At 59.3% G+C, this 22,532-nt stretch carries 25 protein-coding genes and 1 tRNA gene; 12 read left to right on the forward strand and 14 right to left on the reverse strand.

Translation table 11 applies throughout. The features are described 5' to 3' along the window. Positions 1-54: 54 nt before the first annotated feature. Positions 55-1,065, reverse strand: a complete 1,011-nt coding sequence (gap, locus tag NKH83_RS01615; RefSeq protein ID WP_023678507.1) for a type I glyceraldehyde-3-phosphate dehydrogenase — start codon at positions 1,063-1,065, stop codon at positions 55-57. Between the two features lie 157 nt (positions 1,066-1,222). Then, positions 1,223-3,214 carry a transketolase gene (tkt, locus tag NKH83_RS01620; protein WP_352801769.1) on the reverse strand — a complete coding sequence of 664 codons (1,992 nt, stop codon included), beginning with the start codon at positions 3,212-3,214 and terminating at the stop codon, positions 1,223-1,225. A 260-nt stretch (positions 3,215-3,474) separates the two neighbouring features. On the opposite strand from tkt, the gene NKH83_RS01625 reads away from it, so the two are divergent. The 4 genes from NKH83_RS01625 (at position 3,475) to NKH83_RS01640 (ending at position 6,089) form a co-directional block, all read left to right on the forward strand. Continuing rightward, complete coding sequence (locus tag NKH83_RS01625) at positions 3,475-3,747, forward strand: DUF4164 domain-containing protein (RefSeq protein ID WP_006200774.1); 273 nt, start codon at positions 3,475-3,477, stop codon at positions 3,745-3,747. 4 nt (positions 3,748-3,751) lie between these two features. Next, a complete protein-coding gene (locus NKH83_RS01630) occupies positions 3,752-4,117 on the forward strand; it encodes a cell division protein ZapA (protein ID WP_254816554.1) in 366 nt (121 codons plus the stop codon). A 287-nt stretch (positions 4,118-4,404) separates the two neighbouring features. Then, the gene (locus NKH83_RS01635) at positions 4,405-5,064 is read left to right on the forward strand and encodes a peroxiredoxin (RefSeq protein WP_352476179.1); all 660 of its coding nucleotides are present in this window, start codon (positions 4,405-4,407) and stop codon (positions 5,062-5,064) included. Between the two features lie 152 nt (positions 5,065-5,216). Beyond that, entirely contained in the window at positions 5,217-6,089 is an 873-nt protein-coding gene (locus tag NKH83_RS01640) for an MBL fold metallo-hydrolase (protein ID WP_352801771.1), read from the forward strand. Between the two features lie 176 nt (positions 6,090-6,265). On the opposite strand, the gene NKH83_RS01645 is transcribed toward NKH83_RS01640, so the two are convergent. The 3 genes from NKH83_RS01645 to NKH83_RS01655 form a co-directional block, all read right to left on the reverse strand. Then, positions 6,266-6,790: a hypothetical protein gene (locus tag NKH83_RS01645; RefSeq protein ID WP_352801773.1), complete on the reverse strand. Its 525-nt coding sequence runs from the start codon at positions 6,788-6,790 to the stop codon at positions 6,266-6,268. Positions 6,791-7,191: 401 nt separating this feature from the next. Beyond that, a complete protein-coding gene (gene rpoH, locus NKH83_RS01650) occupies positions 7,192-8,103 on the reverse strand; it encodes an RNA polymerase sigma factor RpoH (RefSeq protein ID WP_023678514.1) in 912 nt (303 codons plus the stop codon). 187 nt (positions 8,104-8,290) lie between these two features. Then, entirely contained in the window at positions 8,291-9,331 is a 1,041-nt protein-coding gene (locus NKH83_RS01655; protein ID WP_352801775.1) for an RluA family pseudouridine synthase, read from the reverse strand. A 26-nt stretch (positions 9,332-9,357) separates the two neighbouring features. Here NKH83_RS01655 and NKH83_RS01660 point away from each other — a divergent pair, with 26 nt between their 5' ends. From NKH83_RS01660 to NKH83_RS01685, 6 genes are all read left to right on the forward strand, one after another. Then, positions 9,358-9,741: a fimbrial protein gene (locus NKH83_RS01660; protein WP_254816559.1), complete on the forward strand. Its 384-nt coding sequence runs from the start codon at positions 9,358-9,360 to the stop codon at positions 9,739-9,741. Continuing rightward, on the forward strand, positions 9,738-10,145 hold the full coding sequence (locus NKH83_RS01665; protein WP_352801777.1) for a VOC family protein: 408 nt from the start codon (positions 9,738-9,740) through the stop codon (positions 10,143-10,145). The genes NKH83_RS01660 and NKH83_RS01665 overlap by 4 nt, the downstream gene beginning before the upstream one ends. Before the next feature lie 90 nt (positions 10,146-10,235). Continuing rightward, a tRNA-Glu gene (locus NKH83_RS01670) sits at positions 10,236-10,310 on the forward strand. A 707-nt stretch (positions 10,311-11,017) separates the two neighbouring features. Next, positions 11,018-11,176 (forward strand): hypothetical protein, encoded by a 159-nt coding sequence (locus NKH83_RS01675; RefSeq protein WP_352801779.1) that lies wholly within the window; start codon positions 11,018-11,020, stop codon positions 11,174-11,176. A gap of 52 nt (positions 11,177-11,228) precedes the next feature. Continuing rightward, entirely contained in the window at positions 11,229-11,369 is a 141-nt protein-coding gene (locus tag NKH83_RS01680; protein ID WP_352801781.1) for a hypothetical protein, read from the forward strand. 150 nt (positions 11,370-11,519) lie between these two features. Further along, positions 11,520-11,744 (forward strand): hypothetical protein, encoded by a 225-nt coding sequence (locus NKH83_RS01685; RefSeq protein ID WP_352801783.1) that lies wholly within the window; start codon positions 11,520-11,522, stop codon positions 11,742-11,744. 83 nt (positions 11,745-11,827) lie between these two features. On the opposite strand, the gene NKH83_RS01690 is transcribed toward NKH83_RS01685, so the two are convergent. The 4 genes from NKH83_RS01690 to NKH83_RS01705 form a co-directional block, all read right to left on the reverse strand. Continuing rightward, positions 11,828-12,076, reverse strand: a complete 249-nt coding sequence (locus NKH83_RS01690) for a hypothetical protein (RefSeq protein WP_352801785.1) — start codon at positions 12,074-12,076, stop codon at positions 11,828-11,830. Next, a complete protein-coding gene (locus NKH83_RS01695; protein ID WP_352801786.1) occupies positions 12,073-12,837 on the reverse strand; it encodes a hypothetical protein in 765 nt (254 codons plus the stop codon). Before NKH83_RS01695 ends, NKH83_RS01690 begins: the two co-directional genes overlap by 4 nt. 36 nt (positions 12,838-12,873) lie before the next feature. After that, positions 12,874-13,152 (reverse strand): hypothetical protein, encoded by a 279-nt coding sequence (locus NKH83_RS01700; RefSeq protein ID WP_352801788.1) that lies wholly within the window; start codon positions 13,150-13,152, stop codon positions 12,874-12,876. Positions 13,153-13,475: 323 nt separating this feature from the next. Beyond that, positions 13,476-14,363, reverse strand: a complete 888-nt coding sequence (locus NKH83_RS01705) for a hypothetical protein (protein WP_352801790.1) — start codon at positions 14,361-14,363, stop codon at positions 13,476-13,478. Positions 14,364-14,877: 514 nt separating this feature from the next. Here NKH83_RS01705 and NKH83_RS01710 point away from each other — a divergent pair. After that, positions 14,878-15,210 (forward strand): hypothetical protein, encoded by a 333-nt coding sequence (locus NKH83_RS01710; protein ID WP_352801792.1) that lies wholly within the window; start codon positions 14,878-14,880, stop codon positions 15,208-15,210. Between the two features lie 298 nt (positions 15,211-15,508). Here the strand turns inward: NKH83_RS01710 and NKH83_RS01715 are convergent, their stop codons facing one another. From NKH83_RS01715 to NKH83_RS01730, 4 genes are all read right to left on the reverse strand, one after another. Then, a complete protein-coding gene (locus NKH83_RS01715; RefSeq protein WP_352801794.1) occupies positions 15,509-16,270 on the reverse strand; it encodes a type I phosphoribosyltransferase in 762 nt (253 codons plus the stop codon). A 477-nt stretch (positions 16,271-16,747) separates the two neighbouring features. Then, the gene (locus tag NKH83_RS01720) at positions 16,748-17,656 is read right to left on the reverse strand and encodes a hypothetical protein (RefSeq protein ID WP_352801795.1); all 909 of its coding nucleotides are present in this window, start codon (positions 17,654-17,656) and stop codon (positions 16,748-16,750) included. 1,662 nt (positions 17,657-19,318) lie between these two features. Then, the gene (locus NKH83_RS01725) at positions 19,319-19,975 is read right to left on the reverse strand and encodes a hypothetical protein (RefSeq protein ID WP_352801797.1); all 657 of its coding nucleotides are present in this window, start codon (positions 19,973-19,975) and stop codon (positions 19,319-19,321) included. Then, positions 19,975-20,295: a hypothetical protein gene (locus tag NKH83_RS01730; protein WP_352801799.1), complete on the reverse strand. Its 321-nt coding sequence runs from the start codon at positions 20,293-20,295 to the stop codon at positions 19,975-19,977. The genes NKH83_RS01725 and NKH83_RS01730 overlap by 1 nt, the downstream gene beginning before the upstream one ends. Before the next feature lie 65 nt (positions 20,296-20,360). Between NKH83_RS01730 and NKH83_RS01735 the strand changes: the two genes are divergently transcribed. Then, positions 20,361-20,546 carry a hypothetical protein gene (locus NKH83_RS01735; RefSeq protein ID WP_352801801.1) on the forward strand — a complete coding sequence of 62 codons (186 nt, stop codon included), beginning with the start codon at positions 20,361-20,363 and terminating at the stop codon, positions 20,544-20,546. Here NKH83_RS01735 and NKH83_RS01740 read toward each other — a convergent pair. Next, positions 20,543-22,459, reverse strand: coding sequence for a hypothetical protein (locus tag NKH83_RS01740; RefSeq protein WP_352801803.1), 1,917 nt, complete (start codon positions 22,457-22,459; stop codon positions 20,543-20,545). The genes NKH83_RS01735 and NKH83_RS01740 overlap by 4 nt on opposite strands. Positions 22,460-22,532: the final 73 nt, after the last annotated feature.

Consider the following 22,532-nt stretch of genomic DNA (forward strand, 5'->3'; position numbering starts at 1 on the left):
AAAAACGCCCGGACTGAGCCGGGCGTTTTCCAGGTCGAGAAGATGATTCTGCGATCAGGCGATGGTCTTGCCGAAGGCGACGGCGGTATCGCCCATGCGGTTCGAGAAGCCCCACTCATTGTCGTACCACGACAGCACCGAAACGAAGTTGCCGTCCATGACCTTGGTCTGGTCGAGCGCCACGATCGAAGAATGCGGATCGTGGTTGAAGTCGATCGAAACATTGGGGTGACGGGTAACGGCGAGGATGCCCTTCAGCTTGCCGTTTGAAGCGGCGATCACCGCGTCATTGATCTCCTGGACGGTGGTCGGCCGCTTGGCGATAAACTTGAAATCGACGAGCGAAACGTTCGGCGTGGGCACGCGGATGGAGATGCCGTCGAGCTTGCCCTTGAGCTCGGGCAGTACCAAGCCGATGGCCTTGGCGGCACCGGTCGAGGTCGGAATCTGCGACAGCGCGGCGGCACGGGCGCGGTAGAGGTCCTTGTGCATGGTATCCAGCGTCGGCTGGTCGCCGGTGTAGGAATGGATCGTCGTCATCATGCCCTTTTCGATGCCGACCGCCTCATTCAGCACGGCCGCCAGCGGCGCCAGGCAGTTGGTGGTGCAGGAGGCGTTCGAGATGACGATGTGGTCCTTGGTCAGCTTGTCATGGTTGATGCCATAGACGACGGTGAGGTCGGCGCCCTCTGCCGGAGCGGAGACGAGAACGCGCTTGGCACCGGCGGTCAGATGGGCGACGGCCTTGTCGCGGGCGGTGAAGATGCCGGTGCATTCGAGCGCGATGTCGATGCCGAGCTCCTTCCAGGGCAGTTGCGTCGGATCCTTGATCGCGGTGACCTTGAATTTTTCCTTGCCGACGATGATCTGGTCGCCGTCAACCGTCACCTCATGCGGAAAGCGGCCATGCACGCTGTCGAAGCGCAGCAGATGCGCGTTGGTCTCGACCGGGCCGAGATCGTTGACCGCGACGACATCGATATCCTTGCGGCCGGATTCATGGATGGCGCGCAGAATGTTTCGGCCGATGCGGCCGAATCCGTTGATGGCAACTCTGACGGTCATTGTTCTCTCCCTGGGAGTTGGAGGCCGAAGATCAAGTCCGCAGCTTCATAACGGCGGACGGGCAAAGAATCCAGCCGCCGAGGCTTGGATTTAAATCGATTAATGCTCCACCGCCCGGCAAAACCGCTATGCCAGCCCTTGCCGGGCGGGCTCACCTTCATTTGCCGTGCAGACGGGCTTCCGCCGCCTTTACCGTTGCTTCGGCGGTAATGCCGAAATGCGGGTAGAGCTGTTCGATGGTGCCGGAAGCGCCGAAGCCGGTCATGCCGATGAAGATGCCGTCGGTGCCGATGAAGTGATCCCAGCCCTGACGGATGCCGGCTTCGATGGCAATCTTGAGCGGCGCATTGCCGATCGTCCTGCTGCGATAGTCGGCGCTCTGCTTGTCGAACAATTCGAAGCACGGCACCGAGACGACGCGGGTCGCATGGCCGTGCTTTTCCAACGCCTGGCGGGCGGCCAGCGCGATCTCGACCTCGGAGCCCGAAGCGAAGATCGTCACCGCGGCTTCACCGCTCGCGGCGGCAAGTTCATAGGCGCCGCGGCTGCTGAGGTTTTCCGCAACGAAGTCGTTGCGTACCGTCGGCAGGTTCTGCCGGGTCAGCGCCAATGTCGAAGGCGTCTTTTCCGACTCAATGGCCAACTGCCAGCATTCGGCGGTTTCGACCGCGTCGGCCGGGCGGAAGACATTGTGGTTCGGGATGGCGCGAAGTGCTGCCAGATGCTCGACCGGCTGATGGGTCGGGCCGTCTTCGCCAAGGCCGATCGAATCATGGGTCATGACGAAGATCGAGCGGATGCCCATCAGCGAAGCAAGCCGCATCGCCGGACGGGCATAATCGGAAAAGCACATGAACGTGCCGCCATAGGCGATAATGCCGCCATGCAATGTCAGGCCGTTGAGCGCGGCCGCCATGCCGTGCTCACGAATGCCGTAGTGGACATAGCGCTGGCCATAATCGTCGGCGGTGATGTTCTTGGTCTGGCTGGTCTTGGTGTTGTTGGAGCCGGTCAAATCAGCCGAGCCGCCGATGGTTTCGGGCACGGCGCCGTTGATGACCTCCAGCGCCATTTCCGATGACTTACGGGTGGCGACCTTCGGCTTGTCGGCGGCGAGCTTCTTCTTGTAATCGCCAATGACGGCGTCGAAGTTGGCCGGCAGCGTGCCACTGATGCGGCGTTCGAACTCTGCGCGCAATTTGGCGTCGGCCTTGGCAAGTCGGCTTTCCCAGTCGGTGCGCGCCTTGACGCCGGTCCGCCCGGCGGTACGCCATGCGTCGAGGATATCGGCCGGAACCTCGAAGGGCGGATAATCCCAGCCGAAGAATTTTCGGGCGCCAGCGATTTCCTCGGCGCCGAGCGGCGAGCCATGCGCCTTGTTGGTGCCGGCCTTGGTCGGCGCGCCGAAGCCGATCGTCGTCTTGCAGGCGATCATCGTCGGCTTGTCGGAGTGGCGGGCCGCTTCGATGGCATAGGCGATCGCTTCCGGGTCCTGGCCGTCGATATGGCTGGCATTCCAGCCAGACGCCTGGAAGCGGGCGACCTGATCGGTGTTATCGGCGAGCGACACCGGGCCATCGATCGAGATGTTGTTGTTGTCCCAGAAGACGATCAGTTTGTTCAGCTTCAGATGCCCGGCAAGCGCGATGGCTTCCTGGGATACGCCTTCCATCAGGCAGCCGTCGCCGGCCAGCACATAGGTGTAGTGGTCGACGAGATCTTTGCCGAAAGCGGCATTCATGATGCGCTCGCCGAGCGCGAAGCCGACCGAATTGGCAAGGCCCTGGCCGAGTGGGCCGGTCGTCGTCTCGATGCCGGCGGCATGGCCGTATTCCGGGTGGCCCGCCGTCCTCGATCCCAATTGGCGGAACTGCTTGATCTGGTCGATGGTGATGTCTTCGTAGCCGGTCAGATAGAGCAGCGAGTAAAGCAGCATCGAGCCGTGGCCGGCCGACAGGATAAAGCGGTCGCGGTCCGGCCAATGCGGGTTTTTCGGATCGTATTTGAGAAAGCGGGTGAACAGCACCGTGGCGATGTCGGCGCAGCCCATGGGCAGTCCGGGGTGGCCGGAATTTGCCTTCTCGACGGCGTCCATGGCGAGAAAACGAATCGCATTGGCCATCCGGTCATGTTGTTCGCGCGAGGTCATACTTCCTCCAAAATGGGGGTTTGGGCCTTGGGAAAGCCCTTGAAAAGGGTGCGCGACACATAGCAGGCGCGGCCTTTTAGTCAACAAATCGGTGTGCTTTTGCCGGTCTTGTGATGGCCATGCGCGACCTACATTAGCGTTAGCAGGGGACAGTCGCGACAGCTTTATTGACGTGCGGTTCACACGACGCGTAATGTTTCAGGGATAACGCGTTCTGAACGTGGATGATTCGGTGATGGGCAGGGCGCAGGACGAAAGCCATGACCGGGGAAACGACCCTCAAGGAAGTCATTGCCAGGCTGGGTAAGGCCATCGAAGGGCTGGAAAACGCCGTCGCGGCCAAGCTCGAGCATGAGCGGGACTATTCGGAAGCCGAGGCCGAAGTGCAGCGGATGAACGCCGACCGCTCGCGGCTGGCGCAGGAGCTCGACAATTCCGAAGCTCGCGCCGAACGGCTGGAAGATGCCAACAAAGAAGTGTCGCGAAGGCTGGTGACAGCCATGGAGACCATCCGCGCGGTACTGGACAGGTAGGCTAATGGCACAAGTCACGGTTTCCATCGACGGCAAGCAATATCGGATGGCCTGCGACGAGGGCCAGGAAGAGCATCTGATCGATCTTGCCGAGCGCTTCGACCGCTATGTCTCGCATCTGAAGGATTCTTTTGGCGAGATCGGCGACCAGCGGCTGACCGTGATGGCCGGCATCATGGTCATGGACGAGCTTTCGGAACTGCAAAAGCGCGTCAAGGGCATGGAAAGCGAAGTGCTGACGCTGCGCAAGACGCGCGACGATGCACTGACCAAGGCCGATAAGAACGATTCCGTGCTGACCGGGGCGCTCGGCGCGCTGGCCCAGCGCATGGAAGACCTGGCGACGACGCTGGCAGTGAACAAGGCGTAGCGCGTCGCGTCGCCTCATCGACCCGACGCCACTTAACGGCGGAATGGGCAGCATCTGAGCCGAACAATCGGCGGAAATGCCTGCGCGTTTAACCAACCTCCGGTGCTTTTTCGCCAGCGCGGAAATCACTGCTGTATTTCCCGCCTAAGTGACAAAAATTTTTTTGAGGCCGGCCACTATCCTAGCGTCAACAGCCACTTGAAGGATGACGCCGCAGTGTTAGAAATGCAAGCAACGCCGGTGGGGCGTTCAATGCCAGCGGCAAGCCAAACAGGTAGGGACACGCCATGAGCCTTCGCATCAACGACATCGCACCGGACTTCACCGCTGAGACCACGCAAGGACCGATCAGCTTCCATGAATGGATCGGCGACGGCTGGGCGGTATTGTTCAGTCATCCGAAGAACTTTACGCCGGTTTGCACGACCGAACTCGGCACGATGGCCGGGCTCGAAGGCGAGTTCAGGAAGCGCAACGTCAAGATCATCGGCATCTCGGTCGATCCCGTCGAAAGCCACGAAAAGTGGCAGAACGATATCAAGACCGCGACCGGCCATTCGCTGAACTACCCGCTGATCGGCGACAAGGATCTCAAGGTCGCCAAGCTTTATGAGATGCTGCCGGCGGGTGCCGGCGAGAGCTCGGAAGGCCGCACGCCGGCGGACAATGCCACGGTGCGTTCGGTCTACGTCATCGGGCCCGACAAGAAGATCAAGCTGGTTCTCACCTATCCGATGACGACGGGCCGCAACTTCGACGAAATCCTGCGCGCCATCGATTCCATGCAGCTTACCGCCAAGCACCAGGTGGCGACGCCGGCGAACTGGAAGCAGGGCGAGGACGTCATCATCACCGCTGCCGTCTCGAATGAGGATGCCATCAAGCGCTTCGGTGCCTACGAGACGATCCTGCCATATCTCAGGAAGACCAAGCAGCCTTCCGCCTGAGCAGGCAGGGGCGGCACGGAGAATTTTCGGTTTTCCCGGGCGCTATGAGCATGGGGTGCTTGACGGTGCCTGGTTGACGGACAACCATGCCTTTCATTTGCCGTGGCAGAGAAAATCCTTCCTGCCGTGGTGAGGGGCGAAGGAGGCTGGGATTGGACGCATTATCGGCCAGGTCGCAGGTCACCGGCTTCTATGACGAGCCGAGCGGGTCCGTCCAGTATGTGGTCGCCGACATGGCGACCCGCAAATGCGCCATCATCGATCCGGTGCTCGACTTCGACGAAAGGTCCGGTGCAACGGCAACGAAGAACGCCGACGCCCTGCTCGACTTCGTCAGGGAAAGCGGGCTGGAGGTCGAGTGGATCCTCGACACGCATCCACATGCCGATCATTTCTCCGCCGCCCATTATTTGAGGGGGAGAACCGGAGCGCCGACGGCAATCGGCGAAAAGGTCATCGACGTCCAGAAATTGTGGAAGGTGATCTACAACTGGCCGGAATTCTCCGCCGACGGTTCGCAATGGGATAGGCTATTCGCGGACGGCGCAACTTTTTCGGTCGGCGGCCTTCCGGCGAGAGTGCTGTTCTCGCCGGGCCACACACTGGCCTCGATCACTTACGTCATTGGCGACGCCGCCTTCATCCACGACACGTTGTTCATGCCGGACAGCGGCACCGCCAGGACAGACTTTCCGGGCGGCAGTGCCGAGCGGCTCTGGCGTTCGATCGAGGACATTCTGGCGCTGCCGGACGAGACACGTCTGTTCGTCGGTCACGACTACCAGCCGGGCGGTCGTGAAGCGCGGTGGGAAAGCACGGTCGCGGAGCAGAAAGCCGGCAACATCCATGTTGCCGGCGGCAAGACGGAAGCCGACTTCGTCGCGCTCCGCCAAGCCCGCGACAGGACGTTGCCGATGCCGCGGCTGATCCTGCACGCGCTGCAGGTGAACATGAACGGCGGACGCCTGCCGGAGCCGGAATCCAACGGGCGGCGCTATCTGAAGTTTCCGCTCGATTGCCTGTGAGGAGATGGGGCGCTGGCACTACAATGCCGTTCAGACTCGGCGCTGCGCTCATCGTCCCGCGATGGTCATCCAAGTTATTGATCCCGAGTCGATTTTTGCCATGTTTGAATCCGATGATCCATACGGGGACCGCGTCGGCAGCCGGATGAGGAGCGGCGCAGACGCCAGCTAGTCGCTTAGTCCAGCGTCAAGGTTTTTCGGCGGGCTAAATGTTCATACGTGATTTGCCAAGGGCCGCTCTCGGAAGATCTTTCCTCGCCGATCCAATGGAAGCTGCTGGCAGTGATCTCCGTGAAACGCCATCGAGTTTTCATCCCCCGTGAGTCATTGCCGAGCTGGACAATGTCCTTACCCTCGGCCCGGCCGATCTGGCACGAGTGATCCCGGTTGAGCGGGTCGTTCCATATGATATGCCAGCCCTCGATCCCAGGGTCGAAGATGCGCAAGGTCGTGCCATACATCGTCGACGGCGCAGGGCGCTTGGGCCTGATCCAAACGTCCTGAATCGCGCGGCCTTCGAGCACCCAGCCAAAATGGCATTCGCCATCCCATTTCTGGATTGTGCCGTCGTCGAGATAGCGGACCGAGTCCATTTCCCAGCTTCCAATTAGCCATCCATAGAGGGCCATGTCTTTCGCCCGATCGGCTGGGGGACCTTCGGATCCAAGAGCGGTCAGAAACGGGGAAATCGTCATCGTCATACTGCCTTTCGTTTCCAACAGACGAGCTCCAACTGCCTGAGGCAGCCCCAGCGGCCCGTTATCGGCGGCCCGTTATCGCGCCGCTTGCTGCGAGCGCCGGGTTGTGGAATGCGCCGGTCGGCGCCGGAATATCGACGCCACAGCTTGCAGCGTTACGGTCTTCAGGGCTTGGGGAAAATTGCTGTAATGCGTTATCAATGCGACCGTCTGCGGACGCCATAGCGGGGCTACGGCAGTTACGGCGGCGGATCGGACATCCACGTGCAGCGGTGTTGCGATAACGACATTCATAAACAAGGATCTAAGCGCATCGCACAAGGCCGGTCGAACGCGACGCGCTTTGGAAAAAACGGCGGCGCCAGTTACCTGACGCCGCCGTTTTTTTGGTTCTCTTGGAGGCCTTACGCCGCCGGCTGCGCCTCGATGGTGCGCAACGCCTGCGTCTGGCGCTTGGCCGCGGCCTTGACCGCGTCCTGCACCTTCTCGAAGGCGCGCACCTCGATCTGCCGCACGCGCTCGCGGCTGATATCGAACTCGGCCGACAGCTCTTCCAGCGTCAACGGCTCATCGGCGAGGCGGCGCGCCTCGAAGATGCGGCGTTCACGGTCGTTGAGCACGGCAAGAGCGCCCGACAGCATGCCGCGCCGGTTTTCCAGCTCGTCCTGCTCGATCAGCATCTCTTCCTGGCTTTCGTGGTCGTCGACCAGCCAGTCCTGCCATTCGCCGGACTCGCCTTCACTGGCCCGGATGGGCGCATTGAGCGAGGCGTCGCCCGACAGACGGCGGTTCATCGACACGACTTCCGCTTCCGAGACGTTCAGCCGGGTGGCAATCTCGGTGATCTGGTCGGGCTTCAAATCGCCTTCATCAAGCGCCTGGATCTTGCCCTTCACCTTGCGCAGGTTGAAGAACAGGCGCTTCTGGTTGGCGGTGGTGCCCATCTTGACCAGGCTCCACGAGCGCAGGATGTATTCCTGGATCGAGGCCTTGATCCACCACATCGCATAGGTGGCGAGACGGAAGCCGCGCTCCGGTTCGAATTTCTTGACGGCCTGCATCAGACCGACATTGCCTTCCGAGATCACCTCGCCGATCGGCAGGCCGTAGCCGCGATAGCCCATGGCGATCTTGGCGACGAGCCGAAGGTGGCTGGTGACGAGCTTGTGCGCAGCCGTGGTGTCCTCATGCTCGGCGTAGCGCTTGGCGAGCATGTACTCTTCCTGCGGCTGAAGCATCGGAAAGCGGCGGATTTCTTCCAGGTAGCGGCTGAGACCGCCTTCGCCGGAAACGATACTGGGTAATGACTGGGCCATGATAGCGCCCCCTCTCTATTGGAGTGATGCCCCCGAAACGCGGCGGGCATGTGGCGCGAATGCCAAAGGCACATTCGCGCCAACCGACATATATAGGAACAAAACCAGAAAGACAGGCATTTGTTCAGCACGAAACAGTGTGTCACGCTGAAGTGAACAACGCCGGTCAGGTTTTCAGATGGTTGGTTCAGAGCTTGCGGAAGCCGTCGACGAGTTCCTCCATGTCCCACGGTATCGCTGCTTCGAACCTCATCGTTAGATGGGTATCGGGATGGCGAAATGCAAGGAGGCGGGCGTGCAAAGCTTGTCGCGGAAACGCCTTTACCTTGCTCCTTAGCGGCTCGGGCAACCGGTTGGCCTTGGTTCGGAAAGCCTGGCCGTATTCGGGATCGCCGATCACTGGATGGCCGATATGGGCCATGTGGACGCGTATCTGGTGGGTGCGACCGGTTTCCAGCCGGCATTCGACCAGGCTCGCCGTGGCGAATTCCTGCTGCTGCTCGCCAAAGCGCTCGACGACGGTGAAATGCGTTATGGCATGGCGCGCATCGTCGCGGCCTTGCGGCACCACGGCACGGCGTACCCGGTCGGCGGCGCGGCCGAGCGGCGCGTCGACCGTCCCGGTCGGCCTTGCCGGTATGCCCCAGACCAACGCCAGATAGGCCCGCTCGAGATCGCCGGTCAGGCCGTGGTCGGCAAAGGCCTCCGACAACGCCTTGTGGGCGCGGTCGGTCTTGGCGACGACCATGACGCCGCTGGTCTCCTTGTCGAGGCGGTGGACGATGCCCGGCCGTCTCACGCCGCCGATGCCGGACAGGCTGTCGCCGCAATGATGGATCAGCGCGTTGACCAGCGTACCGGTCCAGTTGCCGGCGCCGGGATGTACGACCAGCCCGGCCGGCTTGTTGATGACGATCAGCGCGTTGTCCTCGTAGAGGACGTCCAGCGCAATATCTTCGCCTTGCGGCGCCGCCGGTTCAGGCTCCGGCATGTCGACCGACACGCTGTCACCTTGTGCCATCTTGCGCTTCGTCTCTTCGACCTGCCTGCCGCCGATCCTGACCGCGCCTTGCTTTATCAGCATCTGCACCCGGCTGCGCGACATGTCGGGGCCGAGCCTGGCCGCCAACCATTGGTCGAGCCGCTGGCCGGCGGCATCGGCGCCCGCCTCCAGCACGATCGATCCGGCCCCTATTAATTGTCTGACCTCTTCGTTATGAGCGCTCATCGAAAACAGTTCCGGAATCTGCTGCCATGGCCCGGCCGCTTGCCGACGAAGACGAGGAAAAGCCACTCGACCCCGAGGTCGAAAAGGTGCGGAGGAAGCTCGTCCGCTTCGTCGCCATCAATCTCGGCCTGCTGTTCCTCGCCCTTATGGTGGTGATAGCAGCACTTGTCTACAAAGCGCGCAACGCGCCGCCTGCCGCCCCGCCGTTGACCAGTGACTTCCAGGTGCCGATCGGCGAACCGGTCAACGGCGACATCGTGCTGCCGGTCGGCGCCAGGGTGATTAGCCAATCGCTCTCCGGCAATCACCTTTCGATCGACGCCGAGCTGCCCGACGGCAGCCGCGCCATCTTCGTCTATGACATTACCGAGCGCCGCATCGTCGGCCGTTTTGCGATCAGGAACAAATGACCGGTTTTGCCGAACACCGCAGCATTGCCACGGTCGCGCTTGTCGTCGCAAATTATGACGAGGCGATTTCCTGGTATGTCGACCGGCTGGGTTTTGTGCTCACCGAAGATATCGATCTCGGCGGCGGCAAACGCTGGGTCACGATCACGCCGGGCAAAGGGCAGGGCGCGCGGCTGCTTCTCGCCGAAGCATCCGGCGATGCGCAAAGGCACGCCGTCGGCAACCAGACCGGCGGGCGGGTCTTTTTGTTCCTCGAAACCGACGATTTTGCACGCGACCATGCGCTGATGCTCGAAAAAGGCGTCAAGTTCCGCGAAGCGCCACGCCATGAGGCTTATGGCACGGTCGCGGTCTTCGCCGACCTTTATGGAAATCTCTGGGACCTGATCGAGCCAAAACGATAGGCTTGCAGCGGATTTTTCGTCTGTGCGAGCAGTGGCCCTGAGCCTAGTTGCTTTTTCCCAGCCGTCAGCCTATATCGCCGGTTCTTGAACGCGCCCATCGTCTAGCGGTCAGGACACCGCCCTCTCACGGCGGGAACAGGGGTTCGATTCCCCTTGGGCGTACCAGCAATTTCAACTACTTAGCGGACCGGCACGTAAAACCGTCAAATAACGGTCAAATAAGCCATTCGTAGGAACCATTTTGAGGTGCCCAGAGCGCCGCGAGCCGCGCCGCTTTGGCAAGCAGTTGAGACAAGACCTTTGAGCAAGGATGGGGACCATCACTATGTGCCGCAGTTTCACCTCCGGCGGTGGGCCGACACTGCTGGCTATGTGACGCAATGGGGTAGGATCAAGCACAATGCAAAACTAACTAGAAAGGCGGTAGCTCCTGCTGCCACCGGATACGTCCCAGGTCTTTACGAGCTTCACAAGAGCATTGTCCGGCCGCTGCTATCGCCTACCTGCGACCACTATCGAGCGCTTCGCGCGGTCCATGAAACCCTGTTGAAATCGGTGAAGGACATTACCGGCAAGGATGCGGCTTTCATCCGATGGCACGGGACAGGGGCAGCGAACTAGCGGATAGCGGGGAGCGCTGCATTCAGGCCCGCTTCGCGCCGCCGTTGTGTCATACATTAGCAATCTCTTGACTAAGGCCGTGCCCGCCCCAGACTCAATCCATGGCGCGGGGAATAGGCATTGGAGACGAGGTAGCAATAACCGCAACTGTTCGGCGTAGGGTCACAGAAGGTATCGTAAGCGTCTCTCTCCCAAGCTACAATTTCCCGCATTCGATCCGGGATTCTTCCAAGGTCAAGCGAGGCCAGCAGATGGAGCTTCGAGGCGAGATCACGCGCATAGACGAGGAAGGTGGCAAGGTGACAATCGACCTTGGAACGCTTGTGACGGTCGATATGGACAAGGTCAGGCTAATCGAGAAGTACAGGCCGCCGAAGCGCAAGAGACCCCTGCGTGACATGGTGGACTAGCATGCAAGACCAAGAGACTGTCCGCGCCTGGGCTGCGCTAAAGTTGGTTCGAATGGCTATTGAAGAGACATGCCCGGCCGGCGTACTGCCGAGCGAGGAGGCGGTTTTGCTGCTCTATGGCCCCGAGCCGATCCATGAGGCAGAAGCCCTTGCCAAGGCCATCATTGAAACTGTCGAACGGCTGTCTCGATGATTCTGGCAGTTCCTCGCGAAATTCCGGAAGCGAGATTTTTTCATATAAGCCCCCACAGCGAACACTCAAAAGGTTCAAAAGGGTAGGCAGCCGTCGCTGTTCTCCGGCTGTTTTCAGCGGCGAGACCTTAGCCGGAAGGGAGAAAGGCATATGGGTCTGGTTTTTACTGGCGAAGAGGGAACCACTGAGCGGTTCGAGTTGGTGCTTGAAGCCTTTGACGGAACAGAGCGCGTCCTCGTCGTGACGTCGACTGAAGCGATCGAAGACTTCGGCTTGGATGCCGTCCGTGAAATGGCATCTAAAAAGTACGAGGCAGGGCAGTTGGACGAGGCCGGCCGCGTTAGAGTTCTGACTGGCGACCTGCAAGGTAAATAGCCCGCCACCGTGAGGCAGCGGGCTTTGGCATTCTTCAGTCGCGAAGGGCTATTGCAGGTCGTTGAGGTCGTCCGAAGGCGCGGTCATGACGCGTCCCACCCGAGCGCTTCATAGTAGGCTTTCCTGGCCGTTTTGGACATCGACATTGCGATGCTGGCAACGAAGAAAAGCTGATCGGCCTCGCCTTGGGTCAGCACATGATTGGAACCGGCCGGCTTTGCGGTTAGCCCCATACTGTCCATCATGTTTACGAGGACGCCGACCATGTTGACAGAGTCGCAGAGCAGCGGCTCAAGACCGAAGAAGGCTGCCTTTTCCTTGTCGGGGCTCATGATGATGCTCGCTCCCCCGAAGCCAACTGGAGAACCGATGCCGCCAACTGTGCAGCCCAAATCTCGCCATCCAAGGGGTATTTGCGCGCAATCGCCTTGTTGAAGGTGGTGACCGCCTGCGCCTTGATCAGCATCCCCTCCATGGTCGTTCCCGGCTGCTCCATGATAGCGGTCACCAGATCTGAAAGTGACTTCTTCGCAGCAGCCGCCCTCGCCTTCGCCAGGTCCATGCCTGAAATGTCCCGAAGGCGGGCGGTTTGAGCCTGATAGGCCTTGCCAATCTTGAGCTCTCTCTTGGCTCTAGCGAGCCAGTGCGCACGCCTAGCTCGCATGGCCTCACTCGCGTTGTGTCGCAGCGGGCGGTCGGTGGCCACTATGGCCGCGAGGTTTCTTACATCACGGACACAACGGACGCGCTCTTCTCCTGGACGTTTAAGGAGCCGCCCGGCGATATCGCGCTCGCCGTCTGTGTAGTCCCCTCGCGGCCAAGTGATTTCGTCGGGCGCAAGCGGCCAGCGGTGTTTCCATTCCGCAGCGATCCACTCGATTTCTTCGAGCGCGGCAAGGTATTCGGCGGAGGCGTCCGGCAGTTGGTTGCCGAGGCGGACCAGTTCTGGGTTTTCGACAGGTGCGCAGCCGGCAACCGAAGTCGCTGTGACAGCGGCGGCAGCGGTTGAGGCAGCCGCGAGCCCGAGCAGCATGCGGCGGCGGTTGATCGCGGGCAAACCTTCGGCGGCTGCCCAAACAGAGGTGTTCGGCATTGTCATTCTCCCTTGTTGATGAACGGTTGTGCCGGCCTATCCGGCGAGGGCTGCAAGCTCGGTTTCGAGTTGACGCCGACGGGGTTCGATGTTGACGCGCAACGACTGATATTTGAGGCGGTCAATCTCAACCACGATGCGATCAGCACGGCGTTCTGGCGCGGTCATTTGGGCCGCCTTCGCCTCACGCCAAGCGGCGGCGAGATAGAAACCGAAGTCGTCGCGGTTCAGCTTGCGCGTTAGGTAAGGGCGGGCATCGAAGTGGGCTCTCCACTTCGCCCAGGCTGTCTTCATGATTTCCGAAAGGTTGAACATAGGCGACTATCCCTTGCGCCAAACTCACTACACGTGTATTTAGTGGAAACAGATCAACTAGTCAATACGTACGTAGTGAGAAAGTGCATGGCCAAGTTAACGCCGGAAGCATGCCGGGCGGCGCGCGGAATCCTGAAATGGTCAGTTCGCGACCTAGCACAGCATGCCGGAATCGCGTTCTCGACTGTTCACCTATTCGAGAAGGGCGAGACGGTGAGAGAGGAGTCGAAAACGAAAATAGTGGCGGCTTTTGCTGCAAAGCACGTCGAGATTACCAATGGGGACGGGACCGGGGCGCGTCTAATGAGAGTTGGCATCACACGCTAGTCGAAATCACGGCGACGGTCCTGCCACTCCAAATCGGTCAGCAGCTCCGCTTCGACCGTGATGTCTTCGGCGAACTTGTCCGCGTGCGCAGCTAGAAGTCGTCGCGCAGCCGCCACCGCAGCGGCCTTTCCTTCGCACCGCTCATGATAATTGGAGATGCTTGTGCCGACGCCATCATCCCATCTGGTCACGTCCACTAAGGCGTACCAGGCGCCCTTTCCGACACGTCGGCGCCGCAGGATTTCCAAGCGGCGTTCGGCCATTTCTGCGATGGCGCGGAACAGGGACCCTTCCTCAGGATCCGCTTCCGAGCGTTGCCTGGCCTCGACTGCGAATCCCTTTAAGCTCGGCTCTTTCAGGCGCTCTATCGCGTGTCCGATTTTCCAGAAGCCTTCCGAGGCTTCATCTAGCGCTCGGCTCGCATCATAAGTCAGTGGCGCCTTTCGTTTCGCGACACCTTCTGCGGCTTTCAAACGATCCGCCTTGCGTTTTGGCCAGATGTCGGAAATTACGCGGTCGATTTCAGCCTTTCCCGGCTCCCAGCGAAATTCCTTCTCCAACTTCTGCTTTTTTGTGCGGGGCCGCAGCTCAACAACAGTACCGTCGCGCGGGCGGGTTGGTAACAGATCCATCGCGAGAGCTAACGCTTCATGCAAACCTTGCCGGATGCCACCATCTTGATCAAACACCCAAACTGAAGCTTCGGTTCTCAGAATGCGAACTGGCTTTTTAGCCTCGTTCAGTTCCAGAGTTGCGGAGAGAACCCGCTGCTTGGTGCCGGCAAATTGGGGCAGAGAGTCCTTGCCGAATATCAGACCTTGGACTAGCCGAAGCGACATGCGCAGAGGCTCCCCTTCATCGGGAAAAAGATAGTGTCGGGACATCAACGGCTCTCCATTCGAAGCGTCTCATCGAAACGTTAGAGCACGTGTTAGAGGAAATGAAGCCGCGCGATCGGTCCCGGTTGTCAACAATCTCACAGCAATGGTGCAGGCCATGGAGCGTCTTGGCGGAGTGCTTAGTTTGATTTGACTCGCGCAGTGCACCGGCAGTTAATCTCCCGTCAGGGCAAAGAGGGGCCACGAACTGGGAGCAAACGATGACTGTGCAAAAGGAAGACTATCGAACGAACAGAGCCGACTTTGCCATTGCTGCTATGCATAGCCGAGCGACCGCTGGAGACGATCCTGACGAGCTAGTGGCAAGAAGAAAGTCCCTATGGCTCAGAGATCGGCGATCTGCAAAATTGGCAGCAAACCCATCGGAAACCTCTCCTCAACCGAAGACCAAACCGCGCGGTTAGCGGAGTCCGGTCCCAGGCATTTCCTCCTGCTATCGTCAATTGCGCCCTTGCGAGGGCGAAGCTTTTGAAGTTCAGTGTGGCGGGGGGAAATCACATTGCGCAAACATCACACCTTCGCGGCGGCGGGGGCCGCGATTATCCTTTTGAGCGGCTGCTCCGGTTCGGGGCTTGGGATGCCTGGCTCACCGGCTTGGTTTGCCACCACACCGCAGGCGGAACAGGCCACCTATTTCCGGAACCGATGCGTCTCCTACGGCTTCGAGCCAGGAACGCCAGCCATGGCCCAATGCATCCAAAACGAATCCATTTCGTCTCGCGGCAGGGCATCTGCCAGAGCGAATGCGGCTTTTACCAACATGCAAAACAGTCAGCCGAAAACCACGACTTGCAACCGCTTCGGCAACACCGTGAACTGCACGACATTTTGAGTTGGTAGCGAGAGGCGGAGTGAGCACCCGCCTCTCTTATTGCAAACGCTCGACGGCAAATGTTGGCGCGTCATCACCTTCCGGCCTAGAGAATGGTGGTGGCGCCGGGGTGAGGCTAAGCAAGCAAGGTGGGAGCGGTTGAATGCTAGGAACGCTCGTTGTTGCGCTGGTGTCTGGATTGAACGTGAGGTCGATCAAGTCGCCCTCGCACGTGCTTCCGCCAATCGGCAGTTGGAGCGCGCTAGCGGTTTCCTAAAGCTCGTTCCGCTTAACGAGTTTCGGGCGGCCGTGAAGAATCCTACGCGCTTCTGCGTGCATGTCGCGCGTCACGCGCTCGTAGGATTTTCTTTCCGAGATCGACATAACCTGAACATCCTCTGACCGCATAGGCCTCACCATCCGTGAAACACTCGTGCGAAAATCCGAGATGGTCGTGGCAAAACCTTCCAAGGTCGTTCCCATAGAAACGCTCCAAGTCTGCCCGAATATCATCGCCCAACCTTATCTTTTGCGGACGGCCCTCGCGGGATGCGATAGCGCTGACAGCTATAACTGTTCCACCTTTACGGTGAATGAACGAACGCAGGTCTGCTAAAGTTCCACCAGTCGTAATGACGTCGTCCACTATGACATAAGAGGCCCCCTTGTCAATTTGGCCGTAAAACTCACAGCGATTGGCTATTCGCCTCCAAGTGGGGGACTTGTCTCTCGAAATGGTTTTCTGCTGAAATATCTCTGTTTCAACATCCCAATCGAATTCGTGAGAAAGCCATTCGGCGTAACCAATTGCCAACGCATTGTTCGAATCACCCGGTTGGCATGAGGGGCTGACGATTTTTGGCCTCCCGCCCAGACCTTCAACATAATCAACGAGGGACAGCACGCATTCTCGGCTGTAAAGATCGTCGACTATAGCGATAGCCGCCTCCAAATTCCGCTCACCCTTTGCGGACTGATAGAGTGCATGCGAGCTTAGAGTAGCGACCCGTTTGTCACCACTCGCCCACGGCGCATTTACAAATGCATCTGGAAAATCTTTTGTCCAAGGAACGCGTGTCATGAAACCGACTCTTGCAAACCGGCCCATATAGCCGATTCGTTTAGCCGATTGCTACGATTTGTCGCGTTCGCTTGCGGCAAATGCAACGCACTTGCCTGGGGCTTTGCCATCGCCTAAGGCGGAGGTGCAATGACAGGCGCACTGGCTACGCTACTCAACTGCGCTCGCGCTTCGACGTGCATCTGATATGAGCTCGGACAAGACCCGGCGATCGGCGATGGCCTCGCATGTGTAGCGACCATGTTTGTACAGTCCGTGAGCCGACCCGCTCGGAGCTCCACCGCCGGCCCCATGCATTCGGCAGACGCTCTTTCCTCGAACGGCCGGGGCACGACATCCAACGCCTGACCGGCGGCTGGGCGACCAGCTTGGGCTCCTGGAATGAACTTCACGCGGCCGCCGCTGCCGCGAACGTCCTGGCCAGTTTCCTGAATGATTTTGATGGCATTCTGCTGCGGTATAGTGGAAAAGCAACCTTCACTTGTTCTGAGGCATTGACTGAAATATAAGGCATGCAGTGTCGGTCTTTGTCTCGAATACTCTAAAAACCCCAAGAGCTGGCCGGAAAGCTCCCTTCCACGCCATCCGGAAGAAGCGAGTGCTTCTAGGTTTAAATGGAAGTTCGTCTTCGGGGGCGGGTAGGTCAAGCGCCTCAAGTTCACTTAACAGCTCCGGCAATACCTTTTCTATCGCCTCGGTAACAAACCCTTCAACAAAGTTAGTTAGTTGAGTCCCCCACGCTGGCCCGCCTATGATCGAAGCAAGAAACTGAGTTTCAGGCGAAACGTTCACCGACACCGAGCGAGCCGCCGTCACCTTTGGTTTGCCGTCTACAATCTGCGATGAGAGCGAAATCGCAATGTCGACGTGACCACTACCTGCTTTCGTTTTTACTTGTTCTCGACAATGCCTCAACGGCTGAGAAACTGTTGGGCATGGGTGTCCGGGCCAAGGCTCTAAGACACACGCCCACTGAGTGGCATCGACACCTAAACTGACGGCATAACGCCCGTTCACTACGTCCTGAGTAAAGCTGCTTACATTCACAAATCGACCGCACCCTTCTCTTGGAAACGATTGTTGAAGTTGGGTGACCCTTGCATTGATTGCAGGCACCAAGTCCAAGAAAATTACTCGGATGTCCTGTAATATCGCGGCAAGCTCTGGCGACGTTGATGTTATACGGTGATCAACGCTAACATCATAATTAACCGTCTTTCCAGCGACCTGGGTGGTCCCAGAAAATTCAACCGAAGCCGGATTATCTTTGAAAGCCGACTCGTCCTCGTTTTCATCTAGTTCTTGGGGTTGGCATGGCCAATCCGCCCGAACGGGAAATGCTCCCAAGGCTATGAATATCGCTACCAGTCCGTGAATTGCCTTCATGGCGACACCGTGTTACTATATTACCACGACGACTGTGAATGTCTACACCCGGGGGGCTCAATATGGGCGCTCATGCTAACTTCGCAGTCGCAGGGTGCATGCTCGTTCTGATCTCCTGCGGAAACTATGGCCCGTTCTTCAACTGCAGGACCCCCTGCGCTGATAGTCAAGAAGAACGAGATGCATTTTGCGTATGCCAGCACTTCGATCAGGGGGCGCCGCCACAAGGGAATACGGCCCCGCCCCTTCCAAATGTCGCCATTGAAACGAGTACATCCGGCGATGAAGCCTCATGTCAATGTCTGTCCACCCCACAGGCATACTACCTGAAGAGCTACTCGAACCATGATGTCACGTCCGTTATCCGCCGATCCGTAACGAAGAGTGATGGGTCACGTGCGATGCCGGACACGAGCGAGTCTAGAACGGTCGGGCCAAGCCAAAGTATTTTTCTTGGTTGCTCAACGATTTCCAGTGGCGTCTTTAACGATTGCAGCCTCACAGCCAGGTACTCCGTTGTCAATCTAGAGTTTGCGGGTATTTTTGATACTCTGAAGATATTGTACCGCGCAACGCTTGCTCCCATTAAACGACTGGTCAATGTCCAGACGATCCAAAGTTGCGAAGCGCATTGTAGCAGCGGGTCTCCGTTTTGCTTTATTCCGTCGAATGTTGGTGAGGTACCTGATCTTTTGGAGAAGTTTGACCAGCTAAGAATGCTTGCGCTAGATAGTAGCAGTAAAATCCGAACTGCCGACGTGATGAGTATTTTTGGCCTAAAAAGCGACCCTTGTGACCGAACTGACACTGCGTTGAGCAACAACCAAGTGGTGAATGAAGGAGCCCGGTGCTTGCTTCACGCCCGCCTCTCTGGAGCAGGGTCTTTGACGGTCGATGCATTAATGGAGATGCCTGGGAAGGTGTCCGCTCATATGACGAAAACAGGCAGCTCTATAAGGCTTTCTTTTAATTTACCGGAAGAGTCTCCAGTATTGTACCTTCAACCTGAGGCGCTTCAGGGCAACTGGGGCGGTAGAATTCGGGGGCTCTCTGGAATGCCGGGGCGGCTTGTAGTGAGTACAGACAACGGTTGTCTCGCGCTGAGCACAAATTGACTGGTCAAGTGGCGCAGTTTGCCGATCTCGTGATACTGATCAGCGAGTTGCTTGAAACGAAGGGGCTGGGGCGGACGGGATCGAACAAACCGTCGAAAAATCTTCTTTGAAACCGTTGCGGCAGCGCGCCAATTTTCGGGTTTGAAGTTCGAGCAAGCCGCGCCGCACCAACTCCGCAAATCGGTCGTAGTTCTCGCTCGAAACCAAATTTGGGTCTTTCTCCCGCCTTGGTCAGCAGCAACCAAGCCCAATCCACTCATCGGCGCGAAGATCGTCCGGATCGCGTAGGATCGAGATATCCATTTTTCATACCACCGCGGCCGCTGTTCGCCGCGCCTTGGCGATCAACGCGGCAATTTCTCTCCGCTGCTCGACGGCCTCGCAAGTGAACTGACCGTGCCTATAATGCCCATGCTTTGCACCTCTGGGTGCTCCACCGCCCGCACCATGAAAGCGACAGACGCGATGTCCACGTACAGCCGGCGCTTTGCAGCCAACCCCGCTGCGCTTGCTACGAGCCTGGCACCGTGGCGCGCGGTTCATGGGGTTATCGATCATTTTCTTCAGCTACCCCGCCCCCATGAGCGACGTTGCCGACGATAGCCTGGCCGCCCTTTTCAACGTTCACGCGCTCGACAATCACGCGCTGCTCTCCCTTGCTGCGATAACGCTTCAGGGCCTCGATCTGGGCCACGTATGTACGGGAGAGGCGGTTCAATGCCCGTTCGTGCGCCTCCCTCAGCTCCCACGTCTTGGCTTCTCCCATGCACATAGCAGAATTCATCGTGGCAATGTGGATGGCGGCCATCTGGACACCGAGAGTCGCTTCGATCTGGTCCTTCGGCCGGAGCCCGCACACCATGGAGAGGGCATAGTTCATGTCGCCCTCCCGCACCACGTTGCCGACCTGAGCAACCTTGGCCAGTGAATCGAGAGTGCCGGCAAGGAAAGTGCCGTTGTCGGCTCCTACCGCTTCGGCCAATAGCTCATAGCCTAGTGCCGGGTCGGGGTGGTCCACCGCGAGCGATGCGATGCGCTTGCCGCCATCTTCGCTCATCGAGACTTTCATCTGCGGAACCGGCCGCGTGCTCTCACGCCGCTTTTTGTAGGCGGCCTGGGAGGCAGTTTCCCGCGCGGTGGGTTCGTGCGGGTTTGCAACGGGGTTTGCTGTCTTGGCCCTTTTGGGCATGGGAACGACCGTCATCAGTGCCTCACCATACCTGCTTGCTGAATGCCGATCGCCATCAGATCCCCAAGCGCGTCCGCAGCCTTGCTGAGCAAGTCCTGGCCCATGGCATGATATAGGCCGGCGCTGGTGTGGTCGCCCCGCTGTCTGCATGCCTCCGCCAGAGCGTGACAACCCTGGCCGTAGGCGATGAAATTGAAGAGGTCGATTTCGGTTGCTGCGGTGCACGTGAAGACATCGGAAAGGCTCTGTGCGAGCTCGGCATCCATATCGCCGCATGCGGCTTCCATGCGGCCCTCTACGAATTGCATGTAGTCTGCCAGTGTTGGAATGGTCATCTCGCTTCTGCTCTCATTGGTTCGGTTATCTGGACAGCACGACTCGCCGGGCTTATGTTTTCTCGATGAGCAAGAGTTTTCGCGGTTTCCTCATTGCCACCGCCTTCATTCTGATGTCGGTCACGATGTTCGGGCTGCATTGGCTCATGACCGGCATCGACAAGAACTTCGGTCTCGGCGTGGCCGTTGGAGTTCTCCTTGGGGCCGGCGTCATCGGTTTTGCCTCCAAGGGCGTTCGCGAAGCGGACTAGCGAGACGTTAAGGCCTGGCGCTGCTGTGTAGCTGCCACAGCCGTCGACTGAATGAGTTCACGCGCCCTTTGCGCAGAGATATCCCCCCGGCGCTGCGCTGCCTGGATAAGCTGCACCTTGCGCGACATCATCGCCGGATCGTTCGATGTAAGCAGGCGCGCCAGCTCCGAGTTTGATGCGCGCTGAGACGCCGACTTGGCGCCCCCAATGACCTTATCCACCGCGTCGGCCGCAGTGTCGCCAAATCGAAGATTGAGCGCCGAGCGCACAATGCCCGGGCCGGTTTTGCCCGGAGCAATGTCCTGCATGGCAGCCGACCTTGCCGCCGTCTCGGAATTGCGCGTTACGATGTTACTGGTATCGGCAAACGTGCGCTCCCGGTCGAGAATGCCAATGATGCGGTCTGCCCGATTCTGACCAAACAGCGAAACCAGACGCTCCCGGTTCCAATCGCCTTCGCCTTTCACAAGCCGCTGGAGCGCAACCCTGTCATTCGCATTCGTGCCCACGATGCGGTCGATCTCAGCCCGAGCGCCCTGACGAAGACGGAGGGGAACAGCGGACGGCCCGAGCATGTCGCCTTGTGGCAAAGCACCGTTCGTAATATCGGCCTGAAGCTCTGCGGGCCTCGGGGCAGTGCGACCGCTATCGAGAGCCTGTTGGCCGCGTTGCAAAGCTTCATTCTGCCGAGCGAGTTCCGCGAAACGCGCATCAATCCTTTTGATGCCAGGAACAGAGGCCGCAAGACGGTTGTCGATGGCCTTGCGGGCTTCGGCGAGAACGGCGATGGCCTTCGGATTGGTCTCCGTCGCCAACATGCCGTCAATGGCCTGGCGCGTCTGAAATAGCGTCCCCGGATGCGGATCGAGCACATCGGTTCCGTTGACGTTCAGCATCTTGCGAACAGTCTGGGCCGCCTTCTGGGCATCGCCGCGAAGATTGACGATCTGGCTTTCGAGATTGTCGGCTATGGGGGCGGTGTCGACGGCGCGGGCTTTCTGGAATGCCTTGGTGTATTCGGGGCCAAGCGCTTCCATGTTGGCCTTGTTCTGAGCCTGGATAGCCGTCAGGTCTGGAGCTTTGCCGATAGTGCTGTCGACGCCCTGCCTGATACGGGCATTGGCTGCGGCGTCGCGCGCGGCGATTGCGTCGCGGACGATTGCCTGCCCTTCACCGGGCGTCGCAGCAAGGGCGCCAGCCTGCCTTTGAAGGTTTGGCCCCAGATCCATCGGCATGGCACTGTCGCCAAGAGCCTTGAGGCGAGGCGCCATGTCCAGAGCCGCATCCGACGCTGCTGCGCGACCGAACATGCGTTCAGCAGCAGATACTGCCGGGCCAGCATAGCGTTGAGCAACTGTGCCCACCCCCTTGCCGATCAATTGGCCGATGCCGGGGAACAGCGCACCAAGACCGGCACCCCACGCCGCGCCCTCGGGAACGGCTTCGAGCCCATTGCGAACGCCAGCATCAGCGCCACCGATTCCGGCGCCAGTCAGGGCGGAATAGAGCGAGCGGATGTAAAGCGGCGCCTGGCCTGCCCCGAAGGCCTCTGGAGCGGCCAGGACTGCTGGCATGGTGCCTGCCACAGCACCGGTCACGCCACCGGCAGTTGCTGTATGAGGGTTCTCGCGAATGACAGCGTCTCCGTAGCGATTGTTTTCATCATACAACTCGCCGAACGATCTATCAGAGAAGGGCATTTGCATCGCAGCAGCGAGGGCGCTAGACGCCTTGTCGACAGATGGGCCGAGGATGGGAATGCCACGCAATGCAGCTATGGAAAACGCCCCAAGCCGATCGTTTGGCTCACTGACGTTGCCAGTTTGGACGTTGTAGCCGGCAACACCAGGGTCATAGGCAGGGACGCCTGGCGGCTGATTTGTCGTCGGATCGACCGCTGTTGCGGGAACCATCTCAAAGCCTGGGGGCGGAGCGGGCATCGCATTAGCTGCCGGCTGCCGGCGAGGGTCATCCAAGACGACAAAG

Source organism: Mesorhizobium sp. M0909 (assembly GCF_040319515.1).
In the GTDB taxonomy this organism is placed as follows: domain Bacteria; phylum Pseudomonadota; class Alphaproteobacteria; order Rhizobiales; family Rhizobiaceae; genus Mesorhizobium.

Bases quoted from the DNA above. Each gene is read 5' to 3' on its own strand.
- NKH83_RS01695 (WP_352801786.1), bottom strand. From the start codon at position 12,837: ATGCCGAACACCTCTGTTTGGGCAGCCGCCGAAGGTTTGCCCGCGATC.
- NKH83_RS01630 (WP_254816554.1), top strand. From the start codon at position 3,752: ATGGCACAAGTCACGGTTTCCATCGACGGCAAGCAATATCGGATGGCC.
- NKH83_RS01715 (WP_352801794.1), bottom strand. From the start codon at position 16,270: ATGACACGCGTTCCTTGGACAAAAGATTTTCCAGATGCATTTGTAAAT.
- NKH83_RS01700 (WP_352801788.1), bottom strand. From the start codon at position 13,152: ATGTTCAACCTTTCGGAAATCATGAAGACAGCCTGGGCGAAGTGGAGA.
- NKH83_RS01705 (WP_352801790.1), bottom strand. From the start codon at position 14,363: ATGTCCCGACACTATCTTTTTCCCGATGAAGGGGAGCCTCTGCGCATG.
- NKH83_RS01635 (WP_352476179.1), top strand. From the start codon at position 4,405: ATGAGCCTTCGCATCAACGACATCGCACCGGACTTCACCGCTGAGACC.
- NKH83_RS01680 (WP_352801781.1), top strand. From the start codon at position 11,229: ATGGCTATTGAAGAGACATGCCCGGCCGGCGTACTGCCGAGCGAGGAG.
- NKH83_RS01730 (WP_352801799.1), bottom strand. From the start codon at position 20,295: ATGACCATTCCAACACTGGCAGACTACATGCAATTCGTAGAGGGCCGC.
- NKH83_RS01655 (WP_352801775.1), bottom strand. From the start codon at position 9,331: ATGAGCGCTCATAACGAAGAGGTCAGACAATTAATAGGGGCCGGATCG.
- tkt (WP_352801769.1), bottom strand. From the start codon at position 3,214: ATGACCTCGCGCGAACAACATGACCGGATGGCCAATGCGATTCGTTTT.
- NKH83_RS01720 (WP_352801795.1), bottom strand. From the start codon at position 17,656: ATGAAGGCAATTCACGGACTGGTAGCGATATTCATAGCCTTGGGAGCA.
- NKH83_RS01685 (WP_352801783.1), top strand. From the start codon at position 11,520: ATGGGTCTGGTTTTTACTGGCGAAGAGGGAACCACTGAGCGGTTCGAG.
- NKH83_RS01675 (WP_352801779.1), top strand. From the start codon at position 11,018: ATGGAGCTTCGAGGCGAGATCACGCGCATAGACGAGGAAGGTGGCAAG.
- NKH83_RS01625 (WP_006200774.1), top strand. From the start codon at position 3,475: ATGACCGGGGAAACGACCCTCAAGGAAGTCATTGCCAGGCTGGGTAAG.
- NKH83_RS01660 (WP_254816559.1), top strand. From the start codon at position 9,358: ATGGCCCGGCCGCTTGCCGACGAAGACGAGGAAAAGCCACTCGACCCC.
- gap (WP_023678507.1), bottom strand. From the start codon at position 1,065: ATGACCGTCAGAGTTGCCATCAACGGATTCGGCCGCATCGGCCGAAAC.
- NKH83_RS01690 (WP_352801785.1), bottom strand. From the start codon at position 12,076: ATGAGCCCCGACAAGGAAAAGGCAGCCTTCTTCGGTCTTGAGCCGCTG.
- NKH83_RS01725 (WP_352801797.1), bottom strand. From the start codon at position 19,975: ATGACGGTCGTTCCCATGCCCAAAAGGGCCAAGACAGCAAACCCCGTT.
- NKH83_RS01740 (WP_352801803.1), bottom strand. From the start codon at position 22,459: ATGGTTCCCGCAACAGCGGTCGATCCGACGACAAATCAGCCGCCAGGC.
- NKH83_RS01735 (WP_352801801.1), top strand. From the start codon at position 20,361: ATGAGCAAGAGTTTTCGCGGTTTCCTCATTGCCACCGCCTTCATTCTG.
- NKH83_RS01665 (WP_352801777.1), top strand. From the start codon at position 9,738: ATGACCGGTTTTGCCGAACACCGCAGCATTGCCACGGTCGCGCTTGTC.
- NKH83_RS01645 (WP_352801773.1), bottom strand. From the start codon at position 6,790: ATGACGATGACGATTTCCCCGTTTCTGACCGCTCTTGGATCCGAAGGT.
- rpoH (WP_023678514.1), bottom strand. From the start codon at position 8,103: ATGGCCCAGTCATTACCCAGTATCGTTTCCGGCGAAGGCGGTCTCAGC.